This window comes from Thioclava sp. UBA3469 (assembly GCF_002378135.1).
Classification (GTDB): domain Bacteria; phylum Pseudomonadota; class Alphaproteobacteria; order Rhodobacterales; family Rhodobacteraceae; genus Thioclava; species Thioclava sediminum.
Genome location: NZ_DFRG01000249.1, coordinates 1 through 12,499, shown reverse-complemented (window position 1 = coordinate 12,499; position 12,499 = coordinate 1). Strand labels below are relative to the sequence as shown.

Here is a 12,499-nt window from a genome sequence, read left to right as displayed (position 1 = left end):
GGGATCGGCAGCATGATGATCGTGCCGTTGGTCTGCGGGTTGATGCCCAGACCGGATTCGCGGATCGCTTTCTCGACCTTGCCGACCATCGACTTGTCCCAGACGTTGATCGTGACCATCCGCGGCTCGGGCACGTTCACGGTACCGACCTGATTGATCGGGGTCATCTGGCCATAGGCTTCGACCTGAACCGGCTCCACCATCGAGGCCGAGGCGCGGCCCGTGCGCAGCGACGCGAATTCATGCTTGAGCGAGCTCATTGCGCCATCCATGCGGCGTGCAAGGTCATCGGTGTCGATCTCGAAATCGTCGGACATTGGGTATTTCCCCGTTCTTGTTGAGCCTCGGGCCGAGCTTTAGCGCAGCTCGCAGGCGAAAACTAGCATTTGTGACCGTCGCGCGGCGCTCAGCCCTGCACTTTGGTGTAGGTGCCTTCGCCTGCAAGAATGCCGCGGAAGCCACCCGGCTCGTCAAGCGAGAACACGATGATCGGCTTGTTGTTGTCGCGTGCGAGCGCGATCGCCGAAGCATCCATCACGCCGAGGTTCTTCTGCAGAACTTCATCGTAGCTGACAGTGTCGTAGCGCTTGGCGTCGTCGAATTTCACCGGGTCCTTGTCATAAACCCCATCGACCTTGGTGCCCTTGAAGATCGCTTCGCAGGACATCTCGTTGGCGCGCAGCGTGGCGGCGGTATCGGTCGTGAAATAGGGGTTGCCGGTGCCGGCTGCGAAAATGCAGACCCGCTTCTTCTCGAGGTGGCGCACCGCGCGGCGGCGGATATAGGGTTCGCAGACCTGATCCATCGGGATCGCCGAGATCACGCGGGTGAAAACGCCGAGGCCTTCCAGCGCGGATTGCATCGCCAGCGCGTTCATCACCGTCGCGAGCATCCCCATGTAATCGGCCGTCGTGCGCTCCATCCCCTGAGCCGAACCCGCGAGCCCGCGGAAGATGTTGCCGCCGCCGATTACCATGCAGATCTCGACGCCCAGATCGCGCACCGATTTCACCTCATGCGCTATACGCGAGACGGTCGGCGGATGCAGGCCGTAGCCCTGATCGCCCATCAGCGCCTCACCCGAGATCTTCAGTAGCACGCGATTGTATTTGGCCGCGGGATGCGTCTCGGTGCTCATCTGATCCTCCGATGGGCTGTTGTCATTGGCGCGCAAAATGATCCAAATAGAGCCGGGGTTCAACCTCTTGCGAAAGCGTAGAGCCCCGAGCCCGCCAGAAAGCCTGCAAGAGCCGCCGATGCCGCCTGCCCTGCCCGACATATCGCCGCGAACGCCCGTGCTGATCGCGGGAGCGACGGCGAGCGGAAAATCGGCGCTGGCGCTTTCGATTGCCGAAGCCGAGGGCGGCGTGGTGATCAATGCCGACGCGCTGCAGGTCTGGTCGTGCTGGCGGGTGCTGAGCGCGCGCCCCTCGCCCGAGGAAGAGGCCCGCGCGCCGCATGCGCTCTACGGTCATCTTGATCCCGGCGCCGACTATTCGGTCGGCCATTGGCTGCGCGACGTCACCCCGTATCTGGAGGCGTTCCACGCAGGCGGGCCGCGCCCGATCATCGTGGGCGGCACCGGGCTCTATTTCACCGCCCTGACGCAAGGCCTGGCAGAAATCCCTGAAACGCCGCCGGAAATCCGCGCCAAGGCCGACGAGCGGCGGCTCTCGGAGGGTCATGCCGGGATGCTGGACGAGCTCGACGATGCGACCCGCGCGAAGATCGACGCGCAGAACCCGATGCGCGTCCAGCGCGCCTGGGAGGTGCTGCGTGCCACCGGTGAGGGGCTCGCCACGTGGCAGGCCCGCACCCCGCCGCCCCTCCTGCCGCTCGACGCCGTGGCGCCGCTTCACCTCGATCCGGATCGCGACTGGCTGGCCGAGCGCATCGACCGCCGCTTCGATCTGATGCTCGAACAAGGCGCGCTCGACGAGGTCCGCGCGGTGGAGCCGATCTGGGATCCGAACGCGCTCTGGGCGAAGGCGATCGGGGCGCCGGAATTGATCGCTCATCTGCATGGAGAGCTCGATCTGAGCGAGGCGCGAGAGCGCGCACAAGCGGCAAGTCGCCAATATGCGAAGCGCCAGCGCACTTGGTTTCGTGGCCGCATGAAGGCGTGGCACAAGATCACGTAGACTGTGACCCCGCGGCAACTGGGCGCCCGGGCTTCTGTGGAAAATTCCTTGGTTCACGCGAGAGTTGCGGGCTATCCTCCCGCCGAAATCGCGTAGGATCAAAGCATCGTGAAGCTCTTTTCGACACCGCCCCTCTCCCAGATGTCGCAGGCCAAAACCGTGAAGCCCGGTACAAGCGGCACGCCCGGCCCGGCGCCGACCGCGACCGACCTGCCGAGCCCTCCGAGTGAGCCGCGGCTGGTGCAGATTGCCCATCTCGCCAAGGGCGGGCGCTGGCGGGTCGAGGCGATGCGCGCCCATTCCGAGCCCTGCCTGCTGTGGTTTTCGCGCGGGCAAGGCCGGATCACGCTGGGCGGCGTGACCCGCGGCTACGGCCCCAATAACGCGATCTTCATTCCGCCGGGCGTGATGCACGGCTTCGAGATTTCCAACCAGACACACGGTCAGGCCCTGTTCTTCGGCCGCGACACCGACATCACTCTGCCGCCTGCCGCCCATCACCTGCGCATCCGCGAAGCGATCGCGCAGGGCGAGATCGGCTCGATCTTGGAGGCGATCCAGCGCGAAAGCGAAAGCACGCGCCCTGCTGCCGACCGCGCGCTGCGCAGCCATCTGGGCCTCTTGAGCGTCTGGCTCGAGCGACAGATCGCGAGCAACGCGAACGAGGCGATCCGCCCGAGTGCTGCGCGCCGTCTGGTCACGCGCTACGCCGTTCTGGTCGAACGCGAGTATCGCGCGGGCACCCCGGTCGCGGATATCGCGCGCGAGTTGGGCGTCACACCCACGCATCTGTCGCGCGCCTGCCGCGATGCCTGCGGGAAATCGGCGCTGGAACTGATGCAGGAACGACGCCTTTACGAGGCGCGCCGCCTGCTGCGCGACACGCCTGTTCCGATCAAGGATATCGCGCAGCTTCTGGGCTATCGCAGCCCGGGCTATTTCTCCCGCGCCTTTCAGGCCGGAACCGGCAGCACGCCGAACGCCTTCCGCCGCGCGAGTTGACCCCCGCCGGGACAGACCACCTGTCCGATCCATCCGACCCCGCGACACAAAAAAGGGCCGCGCCTTTGCAGACGCGGCCCGGGGTTTGGGGAGGTAAACCCTATCAGAAGAACCCGAGCTTGTTCGGGTTGTAGCTGACCAGCATGTTCTTCGTCTGCTGGTAGTGATCGAGCATCATCTTGTGGGTCTCGCGACCGATGCCCGACTGCTTGTACCCGCCGAAGGCCGCATGGGCCGGATAGGCGTGGTAGTTGTTGACCCAGACGCGACCGGCCTCGATCCCGCGCCCGAAGCGATAGGCACGCGAGCCGTCACGGGTCCAGACACCGGCGCCAAGGCCGTACATCGTGTCATTCGCGATCTCGAGCGCCTCGGCCTCGTCCTTGAAGGTCGTGACCGACACCACCGGACCGAAGATTTCCTCCTGGAAGACCCGCATCTTGTTATGGCCCTTCAGGATCGTCGGCTGGATGTAGAAGCCGTTCGCCAGATCGCCGTTGAAGCGCGCGGCATCACCGCCGGTCAGCACCTCGGCCCCTTCTTCGCGACCGATGCTCAGATAGGACATGATCTTGTCATGCTGCTCCTGGCTGGCCTGCGCACCGACCATCGTCTCCATCGCGCGGGGATCACCCTGCTTGATGGCTTCGACGCGAGCGATGCAGCGCTCCATGAACTTCTCGTAGATGTCTTCCTGAATGAGCGCGCGGCTCGGGCAGGTGCAAACCTCGCCCTGGTTGAAGGCAAACAGCACGAAGCCCTCGACCGCCTTGTCTAGGAAGGCGTCATCCTCGGCCATCACGTCCGAGAAGAAGATGTTGGGCGATTTGCCCCCCAGTTCCAGCGTGACCGGGATCAGGTTCTCGGTCGCGGCCTGCATGATCTTGCGGCCCGTCGCGGTGGAGCCGGTGAACGCGATCTTGGCGATGCGCGAGGAGCTCGCGAGCGCCGCGCCGACTTCCGCGCCATAGCCGTTGACGATGTTCAGCACGCCATCGGGCAGCAGGTCGGCGATGACTTCCATCACCACGAGGATCGCCGCCGGGGTCTGCTCGGCCGGTTTCAGCACGATGCAGTTGCCCGCCGCCAGCGCCGGGGCCAGTTTCCACGCCGCCATCAGCACCGAGAAGTTCCACGGGATGATCTGGCCCACGACGCCCAGCGGCTCGTGGAAGTGATAGGCGACGGTGTCGTTGTCGATTTCCGACATCGTGCCTTCCTGGCTGCGCAGAACGCCCGCGAAATAGCGGAAATGGTCGACGGCGAGCGGAATGTCGGCCGCCGTGGTCTCGCGGATCGGCTTGCCGTTATCCCAGGTCTCGGCGGCGGCGATCAGGTCGAGATTTTCCTCGATCCGGTCGGCGATCTTGAGAAGCACGTTCGAGCGCTCGGCAGCCGAGGTCTTGCCCCAGGCGTCTTTCGCGGCATGCGCGGCGTCGAGCGCGGCTTCGATATCCTCCGCCGACGAATGGGCGACTTCACAGACCTTGCCGCCGGTGATCGGCGTGATGTTGTCGAAATATTTGCCGTTTTTCGGGGGCACGAATTTGCCGCCGATGAAGTTGTCATAACGGTCGCGGAACGGCGAAACCGAAACGCCCTTGAATTCAGGTGCCATATCGTTGGCCATTGGTCTTCCTCCCAGATTGAACGCAGCCGACAGGGCCGCGCGCCATGGAGATCAGACTGCCTAACCGCGCGCCCTGCGCATAGCCGGTCTGCGCTGGTGGAATGCATCATCTGTCTCGCGCCTGAGACAGGTGCAGACGCAGCATTGAGGATTTACAGGGGCGCTGAGAATTTCGATGACAGCGCTTGTCGCGCGCGCTAGGAAGCGAAGTCCTGAGACACGTGGATTTCACGACGGCAAGTCGTTCGGGGACGGCCCGAGCCGGATCAGAAACGCGCCGTCCATCCCAGCGAAACCCCCATCGCCGAACTCTGCCCCGGCTCGTAGACGAGCCCCGCACCGAGTCGCCCGATCCCGGCCTTGCGCGAATAGCCGATCTGCAGGTCGGGCTGAGGGGCCGCACTTTCGATATTCACCGAGGCTGTCGTCATCACGACCTTTTCGGAGCGCGTATTTCCGACGGCTGCGCCGACAGCGGTCGGAACGCTCATCGTCAATTTCCCCGAGGCCAGCGCGATCGGCGTAGAAACCCCGACAGAGAGGCGGTCGTCTCCGGTCAGAAAACCGGTCTTGCTCAGGCCAATGGCATAGGCGTTCGACCTCAGCCCGCTCCCGGATTGGAGCAAACCGTTCCCGGAGAAGCCCGAACTGCCATTCGCGGCCGTAAGCTCGAGAGTTGCCCCGTCGCCGAGAGCGACATTCATCCCGAGCTGTACGAAATGGGTATTGCTCGAAAGCCCACCCCCAAACGCGCCCCCCACCGAGGTGCCCAGGAAACCGCCGTCTTCGTGCAGGTTGCCGACGGTCATCGAAAGCGTGCTGGCGCCGAACCGGGCATTGAGCGAACCGGCGATATATTGCGAGCTAACATCGCCCGCGCCGCCGCCTGCCTGCGAAATCGAGGCCGACACGCCATCGCCGAGACCGATTTCGTAGTGAAGCGCGGAGTCGGTGTCGAAAGATTTCAAATAAGGCGCGGCCATCGCGGCACTGTCGACCCATTTCGTTCCGGCAATCGCGGAGCTGTCGCCATGTGACAGCGACAGGGTACCGGTGCCTGCGCTGAAATTGACCGGAGCGGTCGCCCCCATCGCGAAAGTCTCGGTGGAGGCCTGCGCGGCGCGGGCATCGGCATAGTCGGCCACGAAGCTGCTCGCCGCCACGTGATAGCCGCGATCATAGGCATCCGTGACGATCATCCGCTGATTGGAGAGTGTCGCGCGCAGCGCGCCTGCGACACCGCGGGTTGCGCTGATCGTGCTCTGGGTGGCGGGCACGGAGGGACCGTCGAGCGAGCTCGTCGTCTCGACTTTCAGCGTTCCGGCCGGTGCCTGAGCCTGCCGGAGATTGAGCTCGCCCCAGCCATAGATCGGGTCGATCCCCACCGCACCGAGATCGGTCGCGCTGTTTTCGAGGATCTGCACGATTTGCTGACCGGTGAGCTCGGGGAACTCGCTCTTGAGCACCGCGACCGCGCCGGTGACATAGGGCGTCGCCATCGAGGTCCCGCTCATATAGGCGTAATCGCTTCCAAGATAGCTCGGGTAGGTCGAGAGGATATCCACGCCCGGCGCGGCGAGACAGTAATTCATCGCCTCGCCACAGCGGTTGGAAAAACTCGCGATCTGGTGGTTGCTGTCCACGGCCACGACGCCAAGGATCGAGCCTTCCATTTCCGGAAAATACTCCGGCAGGCCCGCCATCAGGCTCGGATTGGCTCCACCGTCATTGCCCGCAGCGAACACGCTGACCATGCCCGCCTTTGCCGCCGCGTCGAGCGAGTCGATAGTGGCCGCCCCAAGCTGTTGGCGGATCTGGTCGGCGCTCGAAAACTGGTCGATCGTGAGCGTCTTGTTATTGCCGTCGACATAGGCCCAGCTGTTGTTCATCGAGACCGCACCGGCATTGACCGAGCGCGTGACCGCATCGGCGTAGCTGCCCGCAGGCACCGAGCCTCCGACGCCTTGCAGGATCATCAGCTTGGACCCCCAGGCGATCCCCTCGATCCCCTGCCCGTTCTGCACACCGGCAACGATCCCGGCCACATGCGTGCCGTGCCCGTCGGTGTCGGTCACATCAGAGGTGTTGTCGAAATAGCTGTAGGAGAGCGCGCCATCGATGTTGTCAGCGAGATCGGGATGGGTCACATCCGCGCCGGAATCGTAGATCGACACGAGCGTTCCCAGCCCATAGGCCCCCTCGGCATAGCGATACGCTGCCTCGGTCTGCGCAAGGCCGCCGCTTGCATAATACTCGTCGGTCTCGAAACTGCTAACGCTGCCGCCAGTGCCGGTATACGGCGCGTTGCCCGAGGGCGGCGGCTGGGTGTTGCTCGAGGAGCCGGATGAGCTCGAGGACCCACCTCCTCCTCCCCCCGCAGCGGCGGCCAGCCCCACCACACCGAGGCCAAGGAGCAAGAGCATGCTGTTGGAGCCGGTCACGGATGTCGTGCTGGCCGCGGCAGTATCCGCAGTATTTCCCGAAGTGGTATCAGGCGAACCGGGCGCGGCGGCGGGAGCCTGCGCGAGACCGTAGGAGACCGCCGTGCGACCCGCGAGCGCGATCCGTTGAGTGAGATCCTGTGCATGCACCTGTGTGACGGCAAGCGAGGTCAAAGCCGTCGCCGCCAGAATACGTCCCATCGTCATCAAGATCCCTTTCGCGGAAAAATGCCTGCTTCGCGGAGGTCCGGTCTTCTTTTTGTCTGGATAGCCTCAGCGATACTGTGCTTCTCCCCTTGCTTCAACGACACTTGAGTTAAGCATCGGTTAAACGCGCTGGCATGTGTCGATCGCGACGCAGGGCGCCCTCGGAAAATTCAACAGGGCGCGCTTGGAAACGCAGGAGACATGGCGCGAAATCTCAATATTTCTTGGCCCTACTTCACGAAGTCGCAGATGGTAGGAGGTCGGATGCGCTGCGCCTCGCAAGCATGCCGGTCGCTTCGGATACACGAACAATTGAAACGTCATCGCGGCACTCGGTCGGGTTGCATTGCCCCCTTTCGGCACAATCTGCAGCGTAGCGGGTCGCGTACCGCGGCGCGCGACGTTGAGCGAACCGCGCGCATCTATGCGAGACCAGGCGCCCAAATGACCCGCGACTGAACCGCTTTGATCTGCGCTCAACCGAGCTCCATCGTTGCGATGGCTTGCAAGGATGCCGTCGTCTTCGGAGCGGTGCCGCGATACATGCGCGCCGTCTCGAAAACCGGGGTGAAGCCGCACTCCGACAGACGGGCCCTGAGCATCGCGTTGCTGTCCGGCAGGTCGATCGAAACCGGCGCGGTCGGAAACCGGTTTGCCGCGGCGCGCGCCAGCCGCATCGCATCGTCACTCCGCTCGGCAATGACGGGCCCGATCTTGAGCCCCTCGCGACATTGCCGCACGGTCGCGAAGCCTGTGCCATCGCTGAGCCGGACCGTCTGGCGAGATGGGCTGGGCGCGAGCCAGCGGCGAAGGAAAGCGTCGCGCCGTACGCCAGATGCCTGCGCATCAAGCGCAATGAGGTGCTCCAGGTCAGAGGGCTCGGCCGGCACGATGCCCGTGTCGTCTTCGCGTGACAGCACCCCCGTCAGCCGCAAGCTCGCGCCCTGACGTCGGAACCCGGAACGCGCGTAATTGTCCTGCTGCGCGGCCACGCCATCGAGGCCGACGCTGCGATCTCCCGCATGGCGCAGCGCATGTTGCCACAGGGCGAACCCGATGCCCTGCCCCCGGACTTCGGGCTTGCAGATGTAGAGCCCCAGAAACGCATTCTTCGCATCATGATTGACCACAGAGATCGCAGCCACCGGCGCGCCATCCGCCTCCGCGACGAAGAACCCTTGGGGATCGGCTGTGTAGAAAGCCTCGGCATCCGCGAGGCCGGGGTTCCAGCCCTCGGCGGCGGCCCAGTCGAGAACCGTCTCCAACTCTGACAGATCGGCATTGCGCAGGATCATGCCCCCAAGGCCTCGCGCAGGCTGGCAGGAGCGGAGGTGCGGTTTCGCAAGTCGAGAGAGCTGAGGAGGTCGAGAAGGTGATTTTTCATCAGCTCCTCCGCCAAGTCGGCATCGCGTTCCGCGAAGGCGCGCATCAGGGCATGGTGGGCATGGCTTTCGCACAGGGCCCCGCGCCGGTGCCAATAGAGCGCGATGATCAACGAAGACCGCGCGACCAGCTGGGTGATGAATTCGGTGATCGTGGCCTGATCGGCAATCCGTGCGATCTCAAGGTGGAACTGCCCCGAGAGAAAGAGAGCCCGGCCCGCCTCGCCATCGTCGATCGCCGCGTGCTCTTCGTCGATATGGCGCTGAAGGGCAGCGAGGTCGTCCTCGGTGATCCGCTCGGCGGCCGAGCGCGCGGTGCGCGGCTCGAGCAGAGCGCGCGCCTCGAAAACCTCGCGCGCCTCGCGCACAGTGGGCTGCGCGACATAGGCCCCGCGGTTGCGCTTCAGCTCCACCAGCCGGTCATGGGCCAGCCGCTGCAGCGCGGCGCGGATGATGGTCCGCGAGACACCATAGATCTCCCCCAGTTCCTCTTCCGACAGCTTGGTGCCCGGCATCAGACGATGCTCGTGGATCGCGAGCGCCAGATCATTGGCGATCGTATCGGGCATTGGGGCGGCGGGGAGCGGATCGTTCATCTTGAGTTCCTTTCGTTCACACGATGCCCCGGGCGATCCTCGGAGGACAAGGTGGATCGTATCGACTCATATTGTATACAATGTTGTGTCGCAATTTTGCGCATGCGGAAAATTTTTCTGCTCAAATCCGAGGCAAGGTCGGATTCACGGCACCGTGAGTTCGAAAAATGATGGCGAGCTGTCCGGTTCGCACCGAAGGCTGAACCCAGATCGAAGGGAAGCGATGCGATGCGAACGGCACATGATCTCGAGCTGGTGAATCTGACGAAGCGCTACGGCGACACGGTCGCGGTGGACGCGATCAACCATGTCTTCGCGCCGGGCAGCTATGTCTGCCTGCTCGGCCCCTCGGGCTGCGGCAAGAGCTCGACCCTGCGGATGATCGCAGGCCATGAAAGCGTGAGCGAGGGCGCGATCCGCCTAAACGGCGTTGATGTCTCCGCCCTGCCCCCGGCTAAGCGCGGCACCGCGATGATGTTTCAGAACTACGCGCTCTTTCCGCATCTCTCGGTCAAGGACAATGTCGCGTTCTCGCTGCGGATGAAGGGCGTCGACAAGACCGCGCGCCATGCCAAGGCGATGGAGCTTCTCGAACTCGTCGATATGGCGCATCTCTCCGAGCGTCTTCCGACTCAGCTTTCCGGCGGGCAGCAGCAACGCGTTGCGCTGGCGCGCGCGCTGGTCACCGAACCGGAAGTTCTGCTTCTCGACGAACCCCTTTCCGCGCTCGACCCCTTCCTGCGGGTGCGGATGCGTGCCGAGCTCAAGCGGCTGCAGCGCGAGCTCGGCATCACTTTCCTTCATGTCACCCACGGGCAGGACGAGGCGCTCGCGCTCGCCGACGAGGTCGTGGTCATGAACAATGCCGTCATCGAACAGGCCGGACCCGCACGCGAGGTGTTCAACACGCCTCGGACCGAATTCGTGGCGCGCTTCATGGGCGGCCACAACGTGGTCACGCTCGACGGGCAGCTCCATGCGATCCGCTCGGATGCGGTGCGGCTTGGCCCCGAGGGGATGCCCGCGACGGTCAGCGCGATCGAATATCAGGGCGACCGCGTCGCGGTGACCGCCCAGGCCGAGGGCCAGGAACCGATCATCGCGCTGATGAGCGACGAGGCCTTCTATTCCAACGACATAAACCCGGGCGAGCAAGTGCGTCTTGCTTGGGATGAGGGGCGGCTGCACCGCCTCCGTGCCTGAAATCGACACTCCAACAGAGGGATAAGTGACAATGTCGAAAACCGGTTATACCCGCCGCTCGATTCTGAAAACCGGGGCGGCCGCGCTTGGCGCCTCCGCCTTCCCGGCGCCGATGATCTGGGCGCAGGAAATCAAGAACATCACGCTGCGCCAGTTCGGCACGGGCGTGTCGAACCTCAATGACGTGGCCAACAAGGTGAAGGAAGACCTCGGCTTCACGCTCGAGATGACCGCGCTCGATTCCGACGCGGTGACCCAGCGCGCGGCAACTCAGCCCGACAGCTTCGATATCGCCGATATCGAATACTGGATCTGCAAGAAGGTCTGGCCGACCGGCAACCTGCAGGCGATGGATACCTCGAAGATCAAAAATTACGACAAGATCGTCGGCATCTTCAAATCCGGCAAGCTGACGCCCGAGAGCGAGATCGCCCAAGGCACCGCGCCCTCGACCGTGGGCTTCGTCGAGGGCCCCGGCGGCACCACCTTCGCCGAGAGTGAAACCGGCTGGATGACGCTGATCCCGACCATCTACAACGCCGACACGCTGGGCATCCGTCCCGACCTGATCGGTCGCCCGATTGAAAGCTGGACCGAACTGCTGAACCCGGAGTTCAAGGGCAAGGCCTCGATCCTCGACATCTCCTCGATCGGCATCATGGACATGGCCATGGTCTGCGAGGCGATGGGCGAGATCCAGTATGGCGACAAGGGCAACATGACCCGCGAAGAGATCGACAAGACCATGGCGATCTTCACCGAGGCGAAGAAGAACGGCCAGTTCCGCGCCTTCTGGAAGACCTTCGACGAAAGCGTGAACCTGATGGCCTCGGGCGAAGTGGTGATCCAGTCGATGTGGTCGCCCGCAATCACCGCGGTGAAATCGCGCGGCATCGACTGTGTCTACCAGCCGCTGAAAGAGGGCTATCGCAGCTGGGGTGGCGGTCTCGGCCTGTCCAAGTCGCTCTCGGGCATGGAGCTCGATGCGGCCTATGAGTACATCAACTGGTATCTCTCGGGCTGGGTCGGCGGCTACCTGATGCGTCAGGGCTATTACTCGGCCGTGCCGGAAACCTCGAAGGACTTCATGTCCGACAACGAGTGGGGCTACTGGTTCGAAGGCAAACCCGCGACGGATGTCATCACCAGCCCGACCGGCGACAAGCTGGCCGAAGCCGGCGAGACCCGCGACGGCGGCTCCTTCTACGACCGCATGGGCCATGTCGCATGCTGGAACGCCGTGATGGACGAGAACCAGTACATGGTTCGTAAGTGGAACGAGTTCATCGCCTCGTGATGAACGAAGGTGGGGGGCTGTCTGCCCCCCACACCCCCCGAGGATATTTGAGCCAAGTCGAAGGGCAGGATCGCGATGAAAGTGACCCGCGAGACAGTGACGGGATGGTTGCAGGCGGCGCCCCTGACGGTGGTGTTGCTGGGCTTTCTGGTCGCGCCGATCATTACTATCGTGATCGTCAGCTTCTGGCAGGCGACCGAGTTTTCGATCATCCCCGCATTCAGCTTTGAGAATTACGAGTTCCTGTTCGGCTCGCCCGTGACCTACAAGGTCTTCGCCGCGACCTTCAAATACGCCTTCCTGACATGGGCGATGACGCTCGCGATCGGCTTCACCGTCGCCTATTACCTCGCCTTTCACATCCGCAGCCAGACGATGCAGATTGCGCTGTTTTTGCTGTGCACGATCCCGTTCTGGACCTCGAACATCATCCGCATGATCTCGTGGATCCCGTTTCTCGGGCGCAACGGCATCGCGAACCAGACGCTGATCTCATGGGGCGTGATCGACCAGCCGCTGGAGTGGCTGCTCTATTCCGATTTCTCGGTGATCCTCGCCTTCGTGCATCTCTACACGCTGTTCATGGTGGTGCCGATCTTC

At 63.7% G+C, this 12,499-nt stretch carries 11 protein-coding genes; 5 read left to right on the top strand and 6 right to left on the bottom strand.

Going from position 1 to position 12,499, the window contains the following annotated elements; genetic code table 11:
- A partial coding sequence (locus B3D39_RS18265; protein WP_286789941.1) for a ribosome-recycling factor occupies window positions 1-317 on the bottom strand: 317 nt, incomplete at its 3' end.
- 89 nt (window positions 318-406) lie between these two features.
- Window positions 407-1,138: a UMP kinase gene (gene pyrH / locus B3D39_RS18260; protein WP_078550242.1), complete on the bottom strand. Its 732-nt coding sequence runs from the start codon at window positions 1,136-1,138 to the stop codon at window positions 407-409.
- Between the two features lie 118 nt (window positions 1,139-1,256).
- Between pyrH and miaA the strand changes: the two genes are divergently transcribed.
- The gene (gene miaA, locus B3D39_RS18255) at window positions 1,257-2,141 is read left to right on the top strand and encodes a tRNA (adenosine(37)-N6)-dimethylallyltransferase MiaA (RefSeq protein ID WP_274962171.1); all 885 of its coding nucleotides are present in this window, start codon (window positions 1,257-1,259) and stop codon (window positions 2,139-2,141) included.
- 108 nt (window positions 2,142-2,249) lie between these two features.
- Entirely contained in the window at window positions 2,250-3,143 is an 894-nt protein-coding gene (locus tag B3D39_RS18250) for an AraC family transcriptional regulator (protein WP_274962172.1), read from the top strand.
- A gap of 103 nt (window positions 3,144-3,246) precedes the next feature.
- Here B3D39_RS18250 and adh read toward each other — a convergent pair whose 3' ends face one another.
- The 4 genes from adh to B3D39_RS18230 form a co-directional block, all read right to left on the bottom strand.
- Window positions 3,247-4,773 carry an aldehyde dehydrogenase gene (adh, locus tag B3D39_RS18245; protein WP_078540815.1) on the bottom strand — a complete coding sequence of 509 codons (1,527 nt, stop codon included), beginning with the start codon at window positions 4,771-4,773 and terminating at the stop codon, window positions 3,247-3,249.
- A 266-nt stretch (window positions 4,774-5,039) separates the two neighbouring features.
- On the bottom strand, window positions 5,040-7,415 hold the full coding sequence (locus B3D39_RS18240; RefSeq protein WP_286789940.1) for a S8 family peptidase: 2,376 nt from the start codon (window positions 7,413-7,415) through the stop codon (window positions 5,040-5,042).
- Between the two features lie 482 nt (window positions 7,416-7,897).
- A complete protein-coding gene (locus tag B3D39_RS18235; RefSeq protein ID WP_274962174.1) occupies window positions 7,898-8,716 on the bottom strand; it encodes a GNAT family N-acetyltransferase in 819 nt (272 codons plus the stop codon).
- Window positions 8,713-9,399, bottom strand: coding sequence for a GntR family transcriptional regulator (locus B3D39_RS18230; RefSeq protein WP_078550232.1), 687 nt, complete (start codon window positions 9,397-9,399; stop codon window positions 8,713-8,715). Before B3D39_RS18230 ends, B3D39_RS18235 begins: the two co-directional genes overlap by 4 nt.
- A gap of 228 nt (window positions 9,400-9,627) precedes the next feature.
- Here B3D39_RS18230 and B3D39_RS18225 point away from each other — a divergent pair, with 228 nt between their 5' ends.
- The 3 genes from B3D39_RS18225 to B3D39_RS18215 all read left to right on the top strand — a co-directional run.
- The gene (locus B3D39_RS18225) at window positions 9,628-10,602 is read left to right on the top strand and encodes an ABC transporter ATP-binding protein (RefSeq protein ID WP_274962175.1); all 975 of its coding nucleotides are present in this window, start codon (window positions 9,628-9,630) and stop codon (window positions 10,600-10,602) included.
- Window positions 10,603-10,633: 31 nt separating this feature from the next.
- Window positions 10,634-11,899 (top strand): ABC transporter substrate-binding protein, encoded by a 1,266-nt coding sequence (locus B3D39_RS18220; protein WP_274962176.1) that lies wholly within the window; start codon window positions 10,634-10,636, stop codon window positions 11,897-11,899.
- A gap of 75 nt (window positions 11,900-11,974) precedes the next feature.
- Window positions 11,975-12,499, top strand: a 525-nt coding sequence (locus B3D39_RS18215; RefSeq protein WP_414718035.1) for an ABC transporter permease, incomplete at its 3' end; no start/stop codon positions are given.